The organism is Klebsiella sp. WP8-S18-ESBL-06, from assembly GCF_014169755.1.
GTDB classification, from domain to species: Bacteria; Pseudomonadota; Gammaproteobacteria; order Enterobacterales; family Enterobacteriaceae; genus Kluyvera; species Kluyvera ascorbata_B.
Genome location: NZ_AP022256.1, coordinates 3,354,144 through 3,375,450 on the forward strand (window position 1 = coordinate 3,354,144; position 21,307 = coordinate 3,375,450).

Annotated in this window: 18 protein-coding genes; 9 read left to right on the forward strand and 9 right to left on the reverse strand. The window is 56.6% G+C overall.

Going from position 1 to position 21,307, the window contains the following annotated elements; all coding sequences use genetic code 11:
* Positions 1–239 precede the first annotated feature (239 nt).
* Positions 240–848 carry an undecaprenyl-diphosphate phosphatase gene (ybjG, locus tag H7R76_RS16065; RefSeq protein ID WP_182965791.1) on the forward strand — a complete coding sequence of 203 codons (609 nt, stop codon included), beginning with the start codon at positions 240–242 and terminating at the stop codon, positions 846–848.
* Positions 849–919: 71 nt separating this feature from the next.
* Entirely contained in the window at positions 920–1,678 is a 759-nt protein-coding gene (gene deoR / locus H7R76_RS16070) for a DNA-binding transcriptional repressor DeoR (protein WP_182965793.1), read from the forward strand.
* Positions 1,679–1,685: 7 nt separating this feature from the next.
* On the opposite strand, the gene dacC is transcribed toward deoR, so the two are convergent.
* Positions 1,686–2,888 (reverse strand): serine-type D-Ala-D-Ala carboxypeptidase, encoded by a 1,203-nt coding sequence (dacC, locus tag H7R76_RS16075; RefSeq protein ID WP_106924510.1) that lies wholly within the window; start codon positions 2,886–2,888, stop codon positions 1,686–1,688.
* Positions 2,889–3,120: 232 nt separating this feature from the next.
* Here dacC and H7R76_RS16080 point away from each other — a divergent pair, with 232 nt between their 5' ends.
* Positions 3,121–3,741 carry a glutathione S-transferase family protein gene (locus H7R76_RS16080; RefSeq protein WP_106924511.1) on the forward strand — a complete coding sequence of 207 codons (621 nt, stop codon included), beginning with the start codon at positions 3,121–3,123 and terminating at the stop codon, positions 3,739–3,741.
* 4 nt (positions 3,742–3,745) lie between these two features.
* Here H7R76_RS16080 and H7R76_RS16085 read toward each other — a convergent pair whose 3' ends face one another.
* Positions 3,746–4,756: a LacI family DNA-binding transcriptional regulator gene (locus tag H7R76_RS16085; RefSeq protein ID WP_106924512.1), complete on the reverse strand. Its 1,011-nt coding sequence runs from the start codon at positions 4,754–4,756 to the stop codon at positions 3,746–3,748.
* Between the two features lie 145 nt (positions 4,757–4,901).
* On the opposite strand from H7R76_RS16085, the gene H7R76_RS16090 reads away from it, so the two are divergent.
* The 4 genes from H7R76_RS16090 (at position 4,902) to H7R76_RS16105 (ending at position 10,317) form a co-directional block, all read left to right on the forward strand.
* Positions 4,902–5,981, forward strand: a complete 1,080-nt coding sequence (locus H7R76_RS16090) for a cellulase family glycosylhydrolase (protein ID WP_182965795.1) — start codon at positions 4,902–4,904, stop codon at positions 5,979–5,981.
* Between the two features lie 25 nt (positions 5,982–6,006).
* Positions 6,007–7,293, forward strand: coding sequence for an ABC transporter substrate-binding protein (locus H7R76_RS16095; protein WP_106924514.1), 1,287 nt, complete (start codon positions 6,007–6,009; stop codon positions 7,291–7,293).
* A 209-nt stretch (positions 7,294–7,502) separates the two neighbouring features.
* Entirely contained in the window at positions 7,503–8,825 is a 1,323-nt protein-coding gene (locus tag H7R76_RS16100; protein ID WP_182965797.1) for an MFS transporter, read from the forward strand.
* A complete protein-coding gene (locus H7R76_RS16105) occupies positions 8,815–10,317 on the forward strand; it encodes a sulfatase-like hydrolase/transferase (RefSeq protein WP_182965798.1) in 1,503 nt (500 codons plus the stop codon). Before H7R76_RS16100 ends, H7R76_RS16105 begins: the two co-directional genes overlap by 11 nt.
* Positions 10,318–10,353: 36 nt before the next feature.
* Here the strand turns inward: H7R76_RS16105 and H7R76_RS16110 are convergent, their stop codons facing one another.
* Positions 10,354–10,737, reverse strand: a complete 384-nt coding sequence (locus tag H7R76_RS16110; RefSeq protein ID WP_106924517.1) for a biofilm formation regulator BssR — start codon at positions 10,735–10,737, stop codon at positions 10,354–10,356.
* Positions 10,738–10,980: 243 nt separating this feature from the next.
* Between H7R76_RS16110 and H7R76_RS16115 the strand changes: the two genes are divergently transcribed.
* Both H7R76_RS16115 and rimO read left to right on the forward strand, forming a co-directional pair.
* The gene (locus H7R76_RS16115; protein WP_182965800.1) at positions 10,981–12,129 is read left to right on the forward strand and encodes a lipase family protein; all 1,149 of its coding nucleotides are present in this window, start codon (positions 10,981–10,983) and stop codon (positions 12,127–12,129) included.
* Positions 12,130–12,284: 155 nt separating this feature from the next.
* A complete protein-coding gene (gene rimO / locus H7R76_RS16120; protein ID WP_106924519.1) occupies positions 12,285–13,616 on the forward strand; it encodes a 30S ribosomal protein S12 methylthiotransferase RimO in 1,332 nt (443 codons plus the stop codon).
* A 49-nt stretch (positions 13,617–13,665) separates the two neighbouring features.
* Here the strand turns inward: rimO and H7R76_RS16125 are convergent, their stop codons facing one another.
* The 6 genes from H7R76_RS16125 to gsiD all read right to left on the reverse strand — a co-directional run bounded on the left by H7R76_RS16125 (position 13,666) and on the right by gsiD (position 21,306).
* Positions 13,666–15,576: a BglG family transcription antiterminator gene (locus H7R76_RS16125; RefSeq protein WP_182965802.1), complete on the reverse strand. Its 1,911-nt coding sequence runs from the start codon at positions 15,574–15,576 to the stop codon at positions 13,666–13,668.
* A 10-nt stretch (positions 15,577–15,586) separates the two neighbouring features.
* The gene (gene mngB, locus H7R76_RS16130) at positions 15,587–18,220 is read right to left on the reverse strand and encodes a mannosylglycerate hydrolase (RefSeq protein ID WP_182965804.1); all 2,634 of its coding nucleotides are present in this window, start codon (positions 18,218–18,220) and stop codon (positions 15,587–15,589) included.
* Positions 18,221–18,249: 29 nt separating this feature from the next.
* Positions 18,250–19,344, reverse strand: coding sequence for a PTS fructose transporter subunit IIC (locus H7R76_RS16135; RefSeq protein ID WP_223878901.1), 1,095 nt, complete (start codon positions 19,342–19,344; stop codon positions 18,250–18,252).
* A gap of 30 nt (positions 19,345–19,374) precedes the next feature.
* A complete protein-coding gene (locus H7R76_RS16140) occupies positions 19,375–19,698 on the reverse strand; it encodes a PTS fructose transporter subunit IIB (RefSeq protein WP_106924523.1) in 324 nt (107 codons plus the stop codon).
* Positions 19,695–20,156 (reverse strand): PTS sugar transporter subunit IIA, encoded by a 462-nt coding sequence (locus H7R76_RS16145; RefSeq protein ID WP_106924524.1) that lies wholly within the window; start codon positions 20,154–20,156, stop codon positions 19,695–19,697. Before H7R76_RS16145 ends, H7R76_RS16140 begins: the two co-directional genes overlap by 4 nt.
* A 238-nt stretch (positions 20,157–20,394) precedes the next feature.
* Positions 20,395–21,306, reverse strand: coding sequence for a glutathione ABC transporter permease GsiD (gene gsiD / locus H7R76_RS16150; protein ID WP_106924525.1), 912 nt, complete (start codon positions 21,304–21,306; stop codon positions 20,395–20,397).
* Between the last annotated feature and the right edge of the window lies 1 nt (position 21,307).

Below are 21,307 nucleotides of genomic sequence, written 5' to 3' on the forward strand. Positions count from 1 at the left end.
TTAATCAATGCACAGTAGTGGTGATAGTTAATTATCACGTCAATTAACGATTTCGCACAAATTGATGTTGTTAAGATTGGCTTAAGGTAGCGCACGCTATACTGTACCCACGCCATACGCCACCTTAATATCAGTCACTTGCACGACGGTAGCGCGATTCAGACAATGCCGCTTTACCGTCCGGAAAAGGATTTTTAAGGTAGCTGTCATCAAACCGTCATCTATAAAGCCGGAACGTTATGCTGGAAAACCTGAATAACACGCTGTTTTTGCTGATCAACGCCACGCCCGCCTCTGCGGCTTGGGAGATAGCATTAGCGACCTTTATCGCACAGGATCTGATTCTGATTGTCCCGCTGCTCGCCGCCGCCATGTGGCTGTGGGGAGAACGTAAGCAGGTCCACGCCCAGCGGCACCTGGTGGTCAAGGTAGCACTGGCTATCGCCGTCAGCCTGACGCTGTCCTGGACAATGGGGCAGCTGTTCCCGCACGCCCGTCCTTTTGTGGCGAACGTCGGCCACACGTTCCTGCATCATGCGCCCGACAACTCTTTCCCCAGCGATCACGGCACGGTCATTTTCACCTTCGCGCTGGCGTTCCTGTTCTGGCATCGACTGTGGTCTGGCCTGGTGCTGATGGCCATTGGCATGGCCATTGCCTGGTCTCGCGTCTACCTCGGCGTGCACTGGCCAATGGATATGCTGGGCGGTTTCCTCAGCGGCCTCGTTGGCTGCCTGGTGGCACAAATGCTCTGGCAGTACATCGGCGCGGCGGTTTACCCGCGTTTGCAGCAGATTTATCGTCTGGTGTTCTCCCTGCCAATTCGTAAAGGCTGGGTACGTGACTAGCACCGCGCACGCAGGTAAAATAGCGCGCTGAACCCCGGCCTTTTTGCCGGGACACGTCCATCAGAGGCACTATGGAAACACGACGCGACGAGCGAATTGGTCAACTGATTCAGGCACTGAAACGTAGCGACAAGCTGCATCTTAAAGAAGCGGCGGCACTGCTTGGCGTGTCGGAAATGACCATTCGTCGCGATCTGAACAGCGAGAGCGGCCCGGTGGTTCTGCTGGGTGGTTACGTGGTGCTGGAACCACGCAGCGTGCCGCACTACCTGCTCAGCGACCAGAAAACGCGGTTGGTCGAAGAAAAGAAGCTGGCGGCGCGTCATGCGGCAAAGCTGTTAAAAGCGCACCAGATGGCGTTTTTTGACTGCGGTACAACCACGCCGTGGATCATCGACGCCATTGATAATGACCTGCCCTTTACCGCCGTGTGCTACTCGCTGAACACGTTCCTTGCGCTACAGGATAAACCTCACTGCCGGCCGATTCTCTGCGGCGGTGAGTTTCACGCCAGCAACGCCATTTTCAAACCGATCAGCGAGCAAGATACGCTGTCGCACCTGTGTCCGGACATCGCCTACTACTCTGCGGCGGGTATCGACATTGAGATGGGGGCAACCTGTTTTAACCTTGAAGAGCTGCCGGTGAAGCACTGGGCGATGCGCCAGTCGCGCTATCACGTGCTGGTGGCGGATCACAGCAAATTTGGCAAAGTACGCCCCGCCCGCATGGGCGACCTAACGCGCTTTGATGTGATTGCCAGCGACATCTGCCCGGACGACGAGCTGGTGACGCTGGCGAAACAGCAGCAAATCTCGCTGCTGTATTAGTCGGCAATTAAGCGAACCAGCTGCCAAACCAGTCGTGGAATTTCATCAACACGAAATCCACCATACGACTGAAGAAACCACCCTCTTCGACCGCTTCCATCACGATCAGCGGGCGCTGCTCGATGGTTTTGTCGTTGAGTTTAAAGTCAATGGTCCCGACCACCTGACCTTTGGTTAACGGCGCCGTCAACTGAGGCTGGGTCAACGCAAAGCTGGCCTTCAGGTTTTTCAACTGGCCTTTCGGAATGGTCACTGAACCGCCTTCACCGGCGCCCAGATTCACTTCGCTCTTATCGCCAAACCACACGCGCTGGCTGACGAACGTGGCATCTGGTTTAATTGGGGTGACGGTTTCATAGAAGCGGAAGCCCCAGGTCAGCAGTTTTTCCGATTCGTTAAAGCGCACGCGATCGCTCTTGGTGCCCAGCACCACGGCAATCAGCCGCATATCGCCCTGAGTAGCCGACGAGACCAGGTTATACCCTGCCCCGGCCGTCGTGCCGGTTTTCACCCCGTCGACGTTAAGGTTGCTGCTCCACAACAGGCGGTTGCGGTTCGGCTGGCGGATATTGTTAAAGGTGAACTCTTTCTCTTTGTGTACCGCGTACTCTTCCGGCACATCGTGAATCATCGCTTTGGTCAGCAATGCCATATCACGCGCCGTACTGTACTGCCCCGGGGCATCCAGGCCATGCACGGTTTTAAAGGTGGTATTGGTCAGGCCGATTTTTTGCGCATAGCCGTTCATCAGGCTAACGAAAGAGTCCTGACTGCCGGCGACGTAGTCAGCGATGGCAATACTGGCATCGTTACCCGACTGAATGATCACCCCTTTATTCAGGTTCTCAACGGAAACCTGTTCACCGGGCTTGAGGAACATCACCGATGACCCGCGCAGCGCCGGGTTGCCGGTGGCCCATGCGTCGCGGCCCACGGTCACCATATCGGTCAGCTTGATTTTATTCGCCTTCAGCGCCTGGCCGACGACGTAGCTGGTCATGATTTTTGTCAGACTGGCCGGATCCAGTTTTTCATCGGCATTGCCTTCCGTCAGCACCTTACCGCTGGCGTAATCCATTAAAATCCACGCCCTGGCATCGATGGCCGGAGCATCAGGAAGCTGCTCTGCCGCCTGCGCTATCGGCGCGACCAAAAGTAAAAGCACAGAGCCTGCCATCAGGCTGCGAAAGGCGTTAGCGTTACACATCATAGAAGCCACCCAAGTATCCATTCCCAAAAACACGCCACGACAGTACCGTGTTGCACCAGGCCGTGAGTAATAGCGTAGAAACTCTCTCAAAGAAACAGTGAGTTGGTAAAGTTTTTTAAGTTTACGCAAGATCCCCGGCTTGTGCTTAAAACCTGACATTTTTTTTGATCAAGATTGCGTAAGCGTTAACTTTGGCTCACATTGAACTTTCGCGAAAAAAACGGGAGTGACTATGGTTACGCTGTGGGGAAGAAATAATTCAACAAACGTGAAGAAAGTACGCTGGACGCTGGCCGAGCTCGACCTGCCCTACGAGCAGATTATGGCGGGCCAGGGCTTTGGCGTGAACCGCGACGCGGCCTACCTGGCGCTCAACCCGAACGGCCTGGTGCCGATGCTAAAGGACGGCGAAGACGTGCTGTGGGAGTCCAATTCCATCGTGCGTTATCTGGCGGCACAGTATGGCGCGGACAGGCTGTGGCAGAGCAAACCGATCGCGCGCGCCAAAAGCGAAAAATGGATGGACTGGGCCAACGAGACGCTGTCGCCGGTGCACCGTAAGATTCTCATCGGGCTGGTGAGAACCCCCGCCGAGCAGCGCAACATGGCGGAGATTGAGGGCGCGATCGTCGCCTGCGAGCCGCTGCTAGCGATACTCGACAACACGCTAGCCGGGCAGCGCTGGCTGTCTGGCGACCGCTTTGGCGTGGGCGATATTGCCGTCGCGCCGTTCGTCTATAACCTGCTGGAAACGGTCAACACCTGGCAGCCGCGCCCGCATCTCACCCGCTGGTATCAGCAGCTCGCCGAGCGCCCGGCGTTCCGCGAGGTGGTGATGATTCCGGTCAGCTAGCCCCTCAGGTGCGCTGGCTGCTGCCACGCACCTGTAATTTCCCCACCAGCCGGATGTGCGCGGCGGTATCGTCGCCCTCGCACAGGTAACTCACCGCCATTCTGCCCAGTTCATTATAAGCCAGCTGCACGCTGGTTAACGCTGGCGTCAGCTGGTGCGCAATGCGCTGATCGTCATAACCGCACACCAGCACGTCTCCCGGAATCGACACGTTTAAGGTGGCCAGCGCCTGGTAGCAGCCCAGCGTCATCCAGTCGCTGGCACAGAAAATCGCCTGCGGCGGCTGCGGCAGACGCATCAGCTCCAGCGTGGCTTTAAAGGTCGCGTCCAGCGACCAGTCGGTTTGTTTGATGAGCGCCTCATCGACCGCGATCCCCGCCTGTTCCAGCGTTTGACGATAGCCTTCCAGACGCAGCACGCTGGCGTCCATCCACTCATCGCCCATGATGTGGGCGATACGCGTCACACCCTGCGCCAGCAGATGGTTGACCGTCTGGCAGGCGTTAGCCCGATCGTCCGGCAAAAAGGTCGGCAGCAGCGGACGATGAGGATCGTACTGATTCAGCAGCACCACCGGCTTATTCAGCAACGGTTCAAAGGGTGAAAAATCAAACGCGCGCGTCACGGAGCTGGCCAGAATCACACCTGCGCAGTTGCGTCGATCAAGCTGGCGCAGAATCTGCGCAGCCAGCTCCATATCGTCGCCATAGTCGTACACGCTCAGCAGCGTATCCCGCTGCCAGGCGGTGCTGCTGGCTTCGCTAATGGCGTCAACGAACGGGTCATAGTTCGGCATCCCGCACAGCAGCATGGCTATCTCTTCCTGCCCGTCCTGACGGTGCGGCACGATAATCTTCTGATAGCCCAGCGCCTGCGCGGCGGCATATACCCGCTCGCGCGTGGCGTCGCTCAGGCGAATGGCGCGGCTATTGTTGAGCACCAGCGAAACGGTCGCCTGCGAGACACCGGCTTCCCTGGCGATATCACTCATCGTTATCTTATTTTTTTTCTGCATGATTACTCCTTGACGTCGCCGACTATAGCACAGTTACCCAACGGTTTTTTTGTGAACGCCCCAGCATATTGGCAGCTTTGGGATTGCGTATCTCTCGTCAGTTAATAAATATTAGCTAATAATTATTAGTGATGGAGATACAGAAATGCATTCGCAATGGACCGAATCTCAGGCGCAAGCATGGTTTCAACAGCATGGCTGGGCCTGTGGCTTCAACTACCTCCCGCGCAGCGCGGTAAACTGGACCGAAATGTGGCAGGCGGAGACCTTTGATATTGCCACGATCGACCAGGAACTGGGCTGGGCGCATGACTATGGCTACAACGCGCTACGCACCAACCTGCCGTTTATCGTCTGGGAGGCCGATCGCGACGGCCTGCTGGCGCGCATCGACACCTTCCTCAGCGTGGCGGCAAAGCACAATATTCAGGTGATGCTAACGCTGATGGACGACTGTGGTTTTTCCGGTGACGAGCCGTACCTCGGGCCGCAAAAACCGCCGCGTGACGGCGTACATAACAGCCAGGCGGCCGCCAGCCCGGGGCGCGCTATTGTGATGGACCCCGCCCAGTGGCCGCGCGTAGAAGCCTACGTGCGCGACGTCCTGACCCGCTTCAAAGACGATGACCGCATCACCATTTGGGATCTTTACAACGAACCGGGCAACCGCGGCATCAACCTGTCGCCGACGGAATCGATGGAGTATGACGAAGCGCTGGAAACCTTCGCGCTGGAGCTAATGACCGCGACTTTCGGCTGGGCGCGTGAAGTCGGCCCGACTCAGCCGCTGACCGTCGGCGCATGGCACATCGACCATGAAAAATACGGCACGCTGGAACACCCGATCGACGCGGCCGCCATGGATTTGTCAGACATCATCACCTACCACAACTACAACACCGCCGCTCGTCAGCTCAGCGTGCTGGAAAGCCTGACGGCGCGCAATCGTCCCATCCTGTGCACAGAGTGGCTGGCTCGCCATATGGACTGCGTCTTCAGCGAACAGCTACCGCTGTTTTGCGCCTTTGCTGCTGGCTGCTATCAGTGGGGTCTGGTACAGGGCCGCACCCAGACCTGGATCCCGTGGACCAGCGTCAATAAAAACCACCCGGACCCGCAGTCGCTCTGGTTCCACGACGTGCTGACGCCAGAAGGTAAGCCGTGGTGCGAACAGGAGATGCGGCTGGTAAAAGGCTTAACAACCTGGCGTCGGCAGCAACACTAACTCGTTGAACACGGAGGATTCATCCATGAAAAAGTCTGTTTTGTTCCTGCTTGCCTGCTGCAGTTTCGCCGCGATGCCGATTGCGCACAGCGCCGATCAGGTGGAACTCCGTTTTGCCTGGTGGGGCGGCAAAGCCCGTAACCAGGCAACCTTAAAAGCGCTGGAAGCCTTTGAAGCCCAATATCCCAACATCAAAGTGAAGGCGGAATACACCGGCTGGGACGGTTTCTACTCGCGTCTGACAACGCAGATCAACAGCAATACCGAAGCCGACGTTATCCAGACCAACTGGAACTGGCTGACGCTGCTGTCGAAAACCGGCGACGGCTTTTACGATCTGAATAAGCTCAGTAAACCCATCGGCCTTGACCAGTTTTCCCCCGAGTCACTGGCCAGCACCACGGTCGACGGCAAGGTAAACGCGATTCCGATTTCCGCTAACGTGATGCTCTTTTACTACAACGCCGCCACCTGGAAAAAAGCCGGCGTTGCGCTCCCGCAAACCTGGGACGAGCTGCTGAAAGCCGGTCCGGTATTCAAAGAGAAGCTGGGCGATAACTACTTCCCGCTCATTCTGACCGAACAGGACGCGCTGCTGCTGCTGAACTCCTACGTTTATCAGGGTAATCAGAAACCGATGGTGGATGAAAAAACCCGCAAGCTCGGCTGGAGCCACGCCGATCTGGTAGAAGCGTTCACCTTCTACCGTAAGCTGGTTGACGCCCACGCGGTGCCGGATGCCCGCACCATGGCCTCGTTTGGTAAAGGCGTAGCCTACGAGATGAAACCGTGGATTAACGGAGAGTGGGGCGGCGTCTACAACTGGAACGTGCTGTATACCGCCGAGTCGCAGAATTTGCCGAATCCGTCGGATCTGGTGATGGGGCCCTACCCAATGCGTGAAGGCGCCAAAGATGCCGGTCAGTTCCATAAAACGGCGCTGATGTTCTCGGTGAGCAAAAACACCCGCCATCCCCAGGAAGCGGCCATGTTGATTAACTTCCTGATGAGCGAAAAAGACGGCGTCATCCCCGTGGCGCTGGAGCGTGGCGTGCCGCTGAGCAAGGCTGGCGAAACGATTCTGCGTGAAGCGGGCCTGCTGACCGACGACGACCCAGTGATTTCGGGCCTGCTTCAGTCCGCATCGTTGCCAAACAAATCGAAAGCGCTGCCTTATCTGGAAGATCCGCAGTTTGGCGCGCAGTTCAGCGCCGCGCTGCAAAGCATCGACTACGGTAAGGCGACGATCGATCAGGCCGCCAGCAACTTTGAGGAACAGGCTAACCGCATTTTGCGCCGCATTATGCGTTAAGCGCGACGGGGCGGATGCACGTCATCCGCCCAAAACCCTTGTTGTCGTAGGCCTGGTAAGGCAAAACCGCCATCCGCGAATCTTGCGCCGATTTACCGGGGGCACTGCGCCTTATCGGGCCTACACAACATCCTTCCCAACATCTGAATCACCGCTTCATTCATTTTGCTTTTCTCACCGCGCCCCCATCGGGGACGAAAGGATTGATTATGAATTCCGCTGCTTCAGGCCGCCTGTCCGCTGCCGCAAAACGCACCGTGCTAGCGAGCTTTCTTGGTTCAACCTTCGAATGGTATGACTTCGTGCTGTATACCACCGTTTCGACGCTGGTCTTTAATCAGGTGTTTTTCCCGGAACAAAGCGCCGCCGTCAGCACGCTCTCCTCGCTGGTAACGGTGGCGATGGGCTACGTTGCGCGCCCGCTGGGCGCGGTAATCTTCGGCCATTTCGGCGACCGCGTCGGGCGTAAAAAGCTGTTGGTCGCCACCATGCTGATTATGGGCATTCCGACGCTGATTATCGGCTGCCTGCCGAGCTACGCGCAAATCGGCACCGCCGCGCCGGTTATCCTGATTATCTGCCGAATCCTGCAGGGTGTTGGCCTCGGCGGTGAATACGCTGGCGCGGCGCTGGCCACCATCGAATCGGTTCCGGAATCCCAGCGCGGCTTCTATGGTGCGATTCCCCAGCTCGGCAACCCGGTGGGCGGCGCGTTAGGGACCATTCTGGTGCTCTGCTGCACCTACTTCGCCGGTGATGGGCTGTTCGCCGCCTGGCTGTGGCGCGTGCCGTTTTTGCTGTCCGCTATCCTGCTGGTGTACGCGATGGTTGTCCGCGTCCGCATGGAGGAAACCGGTGATTTTTCCCGGCTGGTTAAAGAAAATAAGGTCGAAAAAAGCCCGGTCATGGCGGTGCTACGCCATCACTGGAAAGCGCTGCTGCTAGGGCTTGGCGCCCGCGCCTCCGATGCCATTTCCGGCAACGTGGCCGGTTCAGTAGTCATCGCCTACGTCGCCACCTATTTGCACATGAGTAACTCCATTGGCCTTGTCGCCACGCTGGTCCCCACGTTGATTGCCATCCCGCTCATGCTGATTACGGGCAAAATTTCTGACCGCGTGGGGCGCAAACGTATTTTCGTTCTGGGCATGGTGCTGGTTGCGCTGTCGATGCTGCCTATGTTCGCCATGCTCAACACCCAAATCGTGCCGGTGATGGTGCTGGGTGTCATCATCATGCGTATCTGCAACATGATGCCGTTTGCCGTTCAGTCGGCGTTCCTCGCTGATATTTTCCCGGTGGAGGTGCGCTACACCGGCGTCTCGCTGGTGTATCAGGTGTCTGCCATTATCGGCGGCCTGACCCCAGCCGCCTGCCTGACCCTTCTTATCTGGGCCGACGGTAATGCTTACGTGCTGGCGCTGGTACTCACCGTTGTCTGCGCACTTTCCGCACTGTGCGGCATTGCCATGCGTCCCAGCGTGCGTCGCGATACCGCCACCGACTACCAAAGGAGCCACCATGGCGCATAATGAACGTCCTGATATTGTGCTGGTCATCACCGATCAGCAGCGTGCCGATCACTGCGCGCGAGAAGGTTTCCCCCTCGACACCACCCCGTTTATGGATGCGCTGGCGCAGGACGGTGCCTGTTTTGACCGCGCCTACACTACCGCCCCGCTGTGCTGCCCGGCGCGCACCAGCCTGTTTACTGGCCGCTATCCATCGGCGCATCGGGTGGTAGAAAACTCGGCGGCGGAGCTGGCGGTGCCGGGTGAAAACCTGTTTGCCGTCGCGCGTCGCGCGGGCTACGCCACCGCGATGGTCGGGAAAAACCATACCTGGCTGTCGACCAGCGACGTCGACTATTGGGATGAGTTTTCACACGAAGGCCGCGTGGTGCCCGAGAGTGAATGGACCGCTTTTGAACAGTGGCTGCACGACCTGCGCCACCGCACTGCCATCCAGGCCACGCCGTTCCCGGTCGAAGAGCAAAACCAATTCCGTATCGTGTCACGGGCGCTGGCGTGGGCCAACCAGCAACCGGCGGATAAACCGCTGCTGCTGGTTGTCTCCTTCCCCGAACCGCACAACCCTTACCAGGTGCCGGAACCGTGGTTTTCGCTGTTTCCCCCCGACAGCCTGCCGCCGCTTTTCCCAGACGCCAACGATCGGGCCAACCAATCTTTTGCCTGGCACTACCTGCACGACATTGGCGTTGAGTCGGACCCAAATTACGATCATCACATCGCACGGGCGCGCGCTAACTACTGCGGTATGCTGCGACTGATTGACGATCAGGTAAAACGGCTGCATGAAGGATTGGCTCACCGCCACCAGCAACGTGCGCGCTTATTGGTCATAACCGCCGATCACGGCGATTATGTCGGCGCATTTGGTCTGTTGCGTAAAGGCGCGGAGATACCGGAGATGCTTGCCCGCATTCCGCTGATCGTGAGCGGTGACGGCATCGTACAGCAGCGACAACACGCTTTTGTCTCATTAGCGGATATGATGCCCACCTTCTGCGAAGCTATGGCCCAGCCGCTGCCGCTGAGCGTGCAGGGACGCAGCCTGCTGCCGATGCTGCGCGGTGAGTCATGGCCGGAAGCCGAGTTTGCCAGCGTCTATATCGAGCAGGGATTTGGCGGGCTGCCCTACACCGCCGACGATATTCCAATGCACTCGCATCCGGGCATTATGTGGGATGATGGCGAGAACATACCGCGGCTTGATGAACTGAATGCCATCACGCAAAGCGGTCGACATCGCAAAATTCGCAGCGGCGACTGGTCACTGTTCGCCAGCATGACCGGCGAGTTTCGCCTGTTTAACATTGCTGACGATCCCTTTGAGCTACATAACCGTTGGAACGACCCGACGCTGAGCGACGTGCGCTCAACAATGCTGCAATGGCTCGCTATCTGGCAGATGCGTGCCGAAGATCCATTACCCATTAAGGCCTACTGCCGGAAAACGGATCCACACGGTTATCTCGCGCCCTATGCCGAATTCCCGTGCTAACCATCACAATACAGGGGGAGTCACCTCCCCCTGATTTCAGACCTGCACTGCGTGAGACTCGGCCTCCAGTTTATGGATACTTTTTGTCAACGCAGTCAGGCAGCGTTCCAGCGTTTCGACGTTAACCGCAATATAGGCGGGGCAGTCATAGCGCCCGCTCATCAGACAGACCGCAGCGGAAGCCATTGCCTCGCCCGCCTGCCGCATTGTTTCAAGTTCATTTAGCGAAGTGCACAATTTCAAAGCCACCGCGTTTTCGCGCAGTTCGCCACACAGTTCGAGCAGGTTAGTACGCAGATGATCGTTTTCACCGACTGACATATACCCTTTAGCCTTCCGCAGCTGCAAATAGGCATCAAGGTCAATCCGCGCGCTAATGAGCCGCCTCACCAGCTTGCGTTTCAGTTTGCTTTCCGTCATGCATTTACCTCCCTTGCCACCCATTGGCATTTTCATTATGTGATTACTTAACGTACAAAATACTGCGCGACATCAACAATTCATTATTTGCAACATATTTAACAATGAAACAACTTCACGACGCGACTGACAGCAGAAAAGCGGCCCCTGCGCCTTCCCGTACTATCCTGATTTGATTGACCCTGCGTTCACGCATCGCCGACTACACTGTGACTATTCAGGCTACAGAAAAGGATGTAATGAATGTTATTTCAGGAAAAACTGCGGGCTGGCGCGTCCGCATTACTGCTCTTGTCGGTTAGCGTCGCTCCCGCCATTGCGGCGCCGACGGACACCAAAAGCCGTGAAAGTATTACCACGCTGAGCGCCAATCACGGGCTGAGCGAAGCCGCCCAGCAATATCTGATGCACTACCCTTCGCGCAGCGGCGTGGACGGGCATTCGTCACGCATCGACTCTGCGGCGGTATTTCTTCCCAAAGGGAAAACGCCAGAAGGCGGATGGCCGGTGGTTGTTTGGGCGCATGGTACCGTTGGCGTCGCCAATCAGTGCGCCCCCTCGCTCAATGAACGCACGGCAAGAGACAAGCAGTATCTCAACACCTGGCTTTCTCTGGGCTACGCCATCGTGGCGCCGGACTACGCCGGGCTCGGCTCGGAGGGCGTGCACCATTATCTGAATGCCCGTGGGGAAGCGTGGAGCATACTGGACGGCGTTCGGGCCGCGCTGCACCAGTTTCCACTGAAAAATGAACTCATTCTTGTAGGCCAATCGCAGGGCGCACATGCGGCATTTTCAAGCGCAGGTTTTCAGCCGCAGTACGCACCTGAGGTGAACATCCGTTCAACGGTGCTGACCGGCACGCCGTATTTTGCCGCCAACACCACCGCAGCGGATATTCTGCCACCTGCGAGTGCAGGCAATGCGCAGGCCGGTGATCCTAAAATCCCCTATATTTTCTATATCTACCTTGCGGCCGCCGACGCAGACCCGTCGCTGAAGCCGTCAGATTATTTCCAGGACAGCGCGCTCCCCCTGCTGGAACAGGCGAAAAATCTGTGTATTACGCCGCTGACGGAAAAAACCATGCAGGCCGGTCTTAACGCCGGCAATACGCTGAAACCGGCCATTGAATCCCTGCTGAGTGCGGGTATCAACACCATGCTGTATCCAACGATGCATATTCAGCATCCGGTATTTATTGGCATTGGCAGCGTCGATATCAATGTCCCCACCGCCATGCAGATGCGCTTCTCCGACGCCGTTAAAGCCGCAGGTACCCAAACGGAAGTGCATATTTATGAAGGGCTTGATCACAGCGGTACCGTCAACCCGTCGCTTCGCGACTCCGTCCCCTTTATTGTCCGGGGAGACACGGTGACAAAACCGTAGTCCTATCCAGGTCGGCGGCCCTTCTCCGCTGATGCTGCTGGCGATTTTCTTCGCCTGCATCATCAGCGTTCATCGCGTATTATTGACGTATAGTTTTCCTACCATCATGGTAGAATCCCCGCTTTTCCTGGCCCCAACTTTTGAGCAATGTACATATGTCAGACAAATCACCTCATCGCCAGCCCACAATTGGCTTTGTATCTTTAGGCTGCCCGAAAAACCTCGTGGATTCCGAACGCATCCTGACCGAACTGCGTACTGAAGGCTATGACGTCGTGCCCAGCTACGATGACGCCGACATGGTTATCGTCAACACCTGCGGCTTTATCGACAGCGCAGTCCAGGAATCCCTGGAAGCTATCGGCGAAGCGCTGAAAGAAAACGGCAAGGTGATTGTGACCGGCTGCCTCGGTGCTAAAGAAGATCAAATTCGCGAAGTGCACCCGAAGGTACTGGAAATTACCGGTCCGCACAGCTACGAGCAGGTGCTGGAACACGTACACCACTACGCACCGAAGCCTCAGCACAACCCGTTCCTGAGCCTGGTGCCAGAACAGGGCGTTAAGCTGACGCCGCGCCATTACGCCTATCTGAAAATTTCTGAAGGCTGTAACCACCGCTGCGCATTCTGCATCATCCCATCTATGCGCGGCGATCTGGTAAGCCGTCCCATTGGTGAAGTGCTTGCCGAAGCGAAACGTCTGGTTGATGCCGGCGTGAAAGAGCTGCTGGTGATTTCTCAGGATACCTCCGCCTATGGCGTTGACGTGAAGCACCGCACCGGCTTCCACAACGGTGAACCGGTGAAAACCAGCATGGCCAGCCTGTGCGAACAGCTGGCTAAACTGGGCGTTTGGGTCCGTCTGCACTACGTTTATCCGTATCCGCACGTTGATGATGTCATCCCGCTGATGGCAGAAGGCAAAATCCTGCCGTATCTCGACATCCCGCTGCAGCACGCCAGCCCGCGTATCCTGAAGCTGATGAAACGCCCGGGTGCCGTTGACCGCCAGCTGGCACGTATTAAGCAGTGGCGCGAAGTTTGCCCAGAGCTGACCCTGCGTTCGACCTTTATCGTCGGCTTCCCGGGCGAGACGGAAGAAGATTTCCAGATGCTGCTCGACTTCCTGAAGGAAGCCCGTCTCGACCGCGTCGGCTGCTTCCAGTACAGCCCGGTTGACGGCGCCTCCGCCAACGATCTGCCGGACCAGGTACCGGATGACATTAAGGAAGAACGCTGGAACCGCTTCATGCAGCTGCAGCAGCAGATCTCTGCTGAGCGTTTGCAGGAGAAAGTCGGCCGCGAAATTCTGGTTATGATTGACGAAGTCGACGAAGAAGGCGCGATTGGCCGCAGCATGGCCGACGCTCCGGAAATCGATGGCGCGGTATACCTGAACGGCGAAAGCAACGTGAAGCCGGGCGACGTCGTGCGTGTGAAGGTAGAAAACGCCGACGAATACGACCTGTGGGGCTGCCGGGTGTAATTTCAGCATGCCTTTCCCCGCAGGGGAAAGGCATGATTCAGGATAAATACTACAAAAAATACTTCTGCGACAGCGCCATAAACGCCGCATAGCTTGTGCACTGGCTCAACGCGTCAATCACATCATCATCAAGAATGTTGGTCAGATAGTCATATATCAGCATACTATCGACGAAGGCACCCTCGCTGATGGCCAGCATAAATACCAGCTTCACCGTTTTTCCCTCATCCCACTCAATCCCCTGCGGAAATACCGCAACGGTCACCATGGTGCTCAACGCCACTAGCCCCAGCGGATGCGGGATAGCCATTTTGTCATCCAGCAGCGTTGAAGCCCGGCTCTCCCGCTCCAGCACGGATGGCAGATAGTGTTCATCCACCCGCCCCTGACGCACGAGCCCGGCGCAGAGAAACTGCATCAGCGACGCTTTATCATGGGGGCAGTCGGTAAATATAAAAAAGTGTTCGGCAGAGAAATAGTTCGCCATGGTCGGCGGCGGCGGCGATTGTGCGTTCAGAAAATACTTCATATTTTCCAACTGCCAGCGTTCGGGTAAAGGCGGCAGATGAATCACCCGCCGGTTTTTCTCCGTCACCGCCACCAGGCTAATGACCAGATTTTCGTCAATATACTCGGCGGCATTGTACTGCTCCACCGAGATACAGCGCGCAATCGCCAACTGTGGATACATGCGGATTATTTTCTGGCATACCAACCTGGCCGGTGCACCGCCCTGCTCACTGACCACCAGCGCGCTCAGAGTACAATCGGCGTTCTTGAGATGTGTCTCTTCCAGAATGGCGCCAATGTGCATGACCAGATACCCAATTTCATCATCGCTTATGGGGCCAGAGAAAAAATGTTCCAGCTCGCTGAAAACCGCCAGGGTCATTTCGTACATCAGCGGGTAGTGGCGCTTTATCTGCTCGATGAGCGGGTTGATAATCGTAATTCCGTGGTTTACCCGAATGCGCATCGCTTTAATATGGCTCAGCAGGCTGGCGCGGGATACATCGTCGTAGAAAACATCGCAAAACCAGGATGCGCTGACGTAGCTGAGAAAATGGTTCATGATCGTCAGTTCGGCGACGTCGTCATCAGGATTCGCCGCCGATACGGAAGCCGCGTGTGTACAAAACGCCGCAAGGTGCATCGCCAGGTAACTGACTTCACTGCTGAGCACGGCTGAGGTTGCACCATTCAGCAGGCGGAAAATATCTTCAGCGGCGGAGTTAAATAGCCGATCCCCGGCGTCGAAAGACGCCTCCAACAACCAGTGCTCTTGCCGTATCCGCCCCGCGCTAATAGCGCAAATCAGGGTAAAGAAGCGCAGATTAACATCGCTCAGTTGCAGCCCACGCTCAACCACATACCCACCCAACGCCTGCTTAATCTCCGATATTGGGGCAAGCGTATCAAACAGCGCAGCATATTCATCATCCGCCTCTTTCGCCCGCAGCAAATGGTCATAAATACAGCGGCGCAGCGCCATCTCGCTGCCTTGAAGTTTATAGCAATCGGCGCCTTCACTGTGAATGACAATGTCGTAGAGCGCAAAGTGACGTTTCAGCAGGGTGATGTCGTTACGCAAGGTGTACAGACTAATAAACCATGTCGACTCCAGAATCTCCAACGACACCTCCGCCTCTTGCCGCAGCAACGCCGTAAGCAGCGCACGGCGCCGCTCTCCGGTCGCCCGTGATTCTTTCCACGGTTTTTGCGATTGTTCAAGCAGCGTGTGGTGGCCAGCCGGGTTATCAACCTGAATCGAAAAGCCCGTTTTACGATCGTAGATGAGACGGTTGCCCGCTTCGCCAACGATGTCACTAAGCGTTTTGAGATCGCTGCGAATCGTCCGCGTTGAGACATTCATGGCTTTAGCGAGCGACACCTGCGTCGCCGTACCCTGCGCGATCTGGATAAAAATATCTCTGACTCGCTTATTGGTGAACAGTCTCATCTTTCCCTCTTCAGGCGATTGCTACATACAGCGTCTGCACATCGTTCGGCTTAAGCGTCGCTCTCTCCTGCGCCGGCGTCTGCTCGTCCAGTAGCACACAGTGCGCATTTTTCAGCGGCGGAATCAACACCGGCGTTTCAAGGTGCGGGTTATAGAAGCGGCATACTAAGCCGCTCCCCCGCTCGGCGCACTTCACCACGCTCAGCAGTGCATCCTGTGGCCCATCAGGCAGTGTCAGCAGGCTGTACTCATGCGGGTAACAACGTATTTCATCACTAAGGCAAAACCGCAGACGGCCGTTCAGAAAATCGCTGTCCTGATAGACGGGGAACGTGGTCATTAAGGTCTTCGACAGCCGCGCGTGCTGCGCGTCATCAAATGCCCCGCGGTAGATGCGCCAGCTGAAGCTGAACGAGAGCGTCCCCAATAGCTGGGCATCCGGCGTGGCAACAACCGTCTCTCCCGACGCCCGACCAGGACGATAAAGGAGATTGGCTTTACCCATGTAGCCAAACGAGCGGAACAAGGTGACGGCGATCGTGTCAAAACGGTCGCCGACAATTTCATACTCGCGCACGCCGTTGGTATGCAGCGTAAAACCGTGGTTCTCGTCGTGCAGGTTAACGTAACTTTGCATCGGTTCTATCGCTATCGGCTTCTCATGCCATTCCTCTTGTTCCCACACCCGCAGCGAGTTGCTTAGCTGCACCGGCCGCGTGGCAGCGCCAAACAGCCGATCGGCGCAGGAGACATTTGCCAGAATATCCGTTGCAAAATGCACGCACAGCCGATGGCTCAGCACCTGATTATCGACCTCGGCGGTGAAGCGGATTAGGGCATCCTGCTGCAACATAACCTCGACGGTGACCGGCATGACGCCATCGAAAACGCCGCGTGCTCGCGCTTCCAGGTCAATCGGCACTGGCATCCGATAGCGCAGACGCAGCGTTTGTCGCAGCGCGTTGCGCTCGCGGTCCAGGCCGTTGAGACAACCTTCCGACGTGACCTGCCTGTCGTGGCGTGGCGGCGAATAGTTGTAGGCGTCGCCGTCATCGCCGTTTTCTACCAGCAACATCTGCCGGGCGTAGCGTTTCCCGCTGGCTTTGTCGGTCACGGTCAGCAGACCATTTTCCTCTACATCAATACGATAATAGTCATTTTCAATCCATGACCGCGTATCACTCTGAGTCTGGCTTGCACCGTCGGCACTGAAGTCTGCGTACCAGCGGATATAGCCCAGTGCGGGCAGCGCGCTGCTGCTCACCGTCACTTTGCTGCGGTACACTCGCTCTGGCTTATGGTAAGGCTGACTGGGGTTAAGGCGAATAGTCTGATTCAGCACATAGTCGGTCAGATCCGTCTGCGCTTCAATCACATACGGCAGCGCGTGGCCTGCGGCATCGCGTAAAATAAACGGCGTGCCCGGTAGCCACGCTTCAAAGGTAATCTGTGGCGCAGCGGGTGCGGTCAATGGGTTAAATACGCTAAAAGTATAATCGTGCTCACGCGGGGTACGAATGGCGATTTGCCGGGTATGCAGCTCGAGCAGATTACTGGCGAGATCGTGCGCCTGCTTATAGCGAGCGGCAATATCACGGTTCGTTTCGTCGCTGTTGCAGCCACCAATACTGTCGTGGGCAGCATTGAAAAACATCAGCTTCCAGATATCCGCTACCGCGCGGGCGGGGTAGTCGTGTCCCAGGCTACGGCTGATGGCCAAAACCGGCTCCAGAGTATTGACCAGCAGAGCCTCAATGTCGTTGTTAAGCCGCTTCAGGTCGGCCCGGCAGGAAAAGATCGTCTTATGTACCCTGGAGTGTTTACCTTCCGTCAGTTCCCCATGAAGCGTACGGACATCACCAGCGGCCTCTTTCTCCAACACGGTGATAAAATCGAGCGGGCTACTAATTTGATAACGGCGCTCGTCGTCGCAGGCGTTGAACTGACGCACCAGATCCGGCAGATTCTCACGAATCGGCGCTTGATCGAAACCGTGCGGATACAGCAGATTCGTCCGGGCGCTGCGCGCTTCTATCGGTGCCATCTTTGCCTGCAGGAACGCCGCCATGGTATCCGGTGTTTCATCCAGCAAACCGCCATAGTGATACCCCCACGGCATCTGCACGGCAAATACCGTATCGCCGTTATCCCCCTGCCAGCAAAATTCGGTCTCATGAAGTGTGTTGTCGGCGATGCCCCGCCAGAACAAGGCGTGGCGAATACCGAACTGCCGGTAAATTTGCGGCATATTACCGCCCTGACCGAAGCAGTCCGGTACGTAGCCTAGCTTCATGCTCCCGCCGGATTCATCGGCTACGCGCATTCCATACCACAGGTTGCGTACCACCGATTCCTGGTGAACCACCAATTGATCGGTTTGCGTATACCAGGGTCCGGTCAGCAGGCGTTTTGCCGCTACCAAGGCGCTCAGTCGCGCTTTATCTTCCGGCGCCCACTGCAGATAACTTTCGATAAGAGCACTTTGCGCATCCAGTAGATAACATGAAAAATCGGGATTCTCCTCCAGCACGCGCAGTACATTCTTCACGTGATGCAAGAGGTAAATCCGCGAGCGCGATGAAGTGAAATACCACTCCTGATCCCAGTGCGTATGGCTGTAAATATGTACCACTTTCTCTTTCATCCCGCTCTCCCTTCCGTCACAGGCCCAAATCAATCAAATTTAATGTCTATTTCATCGCTGACCGTCGATATATCGCCGGTTTCTACCCGTTCTTCATCGTTAAAATTCACCAGTAAATTGGCGCCAAAGGCTATCACCAGGGTGCCAACCAGCGCGCCGAGAAAATAGGCCCACGGATGACCAACGGTGAAACCACCGTACAGCCCACCGAGCGGTGGCATGATCGGATAAGCCTTGAACAACGCGACTGTCATCGCGCCCAGCGCCCCGGCTAACACGTTAACGGGAATGAGCCGCGCGGGGTTACGCAACGTAAACGGAATTGCGCCTTCAGAAATGCCGAGGATACCCATAATGACCGCACCGTTGCCCGCCTCTTTCAGGGTCTGGTTGAAGTTGTTGGGCCGCAGGAAACGTGCGACAGCGTAGCCCAGCGGTGGAATAATAATCGCCACATTCACCAGGATAGCAGGCAGATAAACGCCGCTCAGAAACAGCACGTTGGCGGTACCCCAAGCGGCTTTGTTGACCGGGCCGCCGAGATCGAAGCAGATCATCCCGCCCAGCACCGCCGCCAGCATCACGGTACTGGTACCGTCTTCCGTCATCTGCTGTACCCAGCCCATCAGCGCAGCGTTAATCCAGCTAAGCGCATCGCCGAGCAACAGCAGCATCACCACAACCTGCAGGCCAACGGTGATAAACGGCAAAATAATCAGCGGTACCGAGCTAGAAGCTGAGCCGGTAATGCGAATTTTGCGTCCTACCCACTCCGCCGAATAGCCCGCCAGCAGACCGCCAAGTACCGCCCCCAGAAACCCTGAGCCGGTTATGGAGGCAATCAGCCCGGCAGTAAAACCGGCCGCCAGTCCTTTCTTACCCGCTACCGAATAAGCGACATATGCGCCCAGTACGTAGTTCATCAGACCAATGATTTTGAAACCGACATCCTGGGTCAGATACAGCCAGTTCATGAGTCCGTCACTTTTGGCGAAGGCATCAAGATTGGATTCGCCAACAATCAGGCCGAGTATTTTGGCCACCGCGACCATCAGCGAACCGGCAATAATGACCGGCAGCGCAAAAGAAATGCCGGTCATTACGTGGTTTTTTATGTCTATCATTATCTTTTTCATGACATTACCCCGGCAGTTTTATGCGTTGCGGCGCGCCTCAACCGCCGCGACGCATTTGCTAATCACATCAGCGGCATGAGTGACGCATTGGCCAATTTTTACCCGAATCACCGTTTTCCCGGCGAAACGAGCCTCTTCTTCAATGGTCCGGTCGGCAGCAATCAGCACAAAATCGGCCTCGGCAATCGCCTGTTCCGGCAGGCGATCCAGGATTCCCATTGCGCCCTGCTGCTCAATACTGACCTTGTGGCCAAGGCGGGCACCCTCTTTTTCCAGCGATTTTGCGGCCATCGGCGTATGGGCCAGACCAGCGATACAGGAGGTCACTCCAACTATGTTCATCTCTGCTCCTTTATTTCGATACGTGACTGCATAAAGTGAAACAATTCGTCTTCATCTTTGGCAGAAAATAAAAACGCTCTGAAATCGTCCTCAACGATTTGGCAGGCAAGGCTATTGATGATCTGTAAATGCAAAAGCGGTGCCCCCTCTTCAGGCACCAGCAGGCCGAAAATAATCTGTACAGGCTGATCGTCGAGGCTTTCCCAGGCAATCGGCTGCTGCAGGCGAATAAAGATCACCCCGGCCTGCGAGACGTTGGCGGTTTTCGCATGAGGGATAGCAATCTGGCTTTCAAAGCCGGTGGAATATTGGTTCTCGCGCGTCCACAAATCGGCCTCAATGTTCTGCGCGCTGTCGGCCCACCCCTGCGCCACAGCGTGGTGAGCGAGAAAGCGAAAGACCGACTGCTTATCGGTAAAAGTCTGGTTGAGAAAAATGTTGTCCCGAGCAATGAGCATTGACCTACCTCTCCATGCGTTTAGTCCCGATTAGGTTAGGTCGATACTAAGACTTCCTGCCCTCGCAGTCTGAGCGGCGTTTTCCGCCCACAGGAGGAAATGCCTTCTTCCGGAGGCAGGGAAAAAAGCGAGAAGCGTCAAAAAAAGAGAGCGGATTGTGATGAGCGACAAAGTCGCTCTTCCAGAACATAAGGAGAAGGAACAGGCTGCCCGTGACGCCAGCAACCTGTCGCAGGGACTACCCTTTCAGCTTCGGATCGAGCGCGTCGCGCAGCCCATCGCCCAGGAGGTTAAACGCCAGCACCGTCAGGAAAATCGCCAGTGCCGGGAATATCGCGACGTGTGGCGCAATCACCATATCTGCGCGCGCTTCGTTGAGCATTGCGCCCCACTCCGGCGTCGGCGGCTGAGCGCCGAGGCCCAGGAATGACAGGCTGGCGGCGGAGATAATCGACACCCCGATACGCATCGTGAAATACACCACAATGGATGACACGGTGCCTGGCAGAATATGCTGGAAGATAATCACGCTGTCGCTGGCGCCAATGCTGCGCGCCGATTCAATAAAGGTTTGCTGCTTGAGCACCAGCGTATTGCCACGCACCAGGCGGGCAAAGGCGGGAACGGAAAATATGGCCACGGCAATAATGACGTTGGTCATCCCGCTGCCCATAATCGCCACCACCGCAATCGCCAGCAGAATGCCGGGAAAGGCAAACAGCACGTCGCAAATGCGCATGATGATGCGGTCCCACCAGCCTTCATAATAGCCCGCCAGCAGGCCAAGAACGGTGCCTATCAGCGAACCCATCAGCACCGCAAATACGCCTGCGGTGAGGGATATTTGCGCCCCGACCAGGACGCGGCTGAAAATATCGCGCCCCAGCGAGTCGACGCCGAACCAGTGGATCAACGACGGTCCGTCGTTAAGCCTGTCATAGTCAAAGTAGTTTTCCGCATCGAACGGTGCAATCCACGGGGCGATGATCGCCACAACGATCAATAGCAGGACAAAAATGCCCGCAGCCATCGCCACCGGCTGCTGACGAAAACGCCGCCAGAACTCGCGCCACGGCGTGCGGCGAGCGTCTGCTTGCACGATCGGCATGGCGTTAAGAACGGCTTGTCGGCGCCAGTTGAATAATCGCACG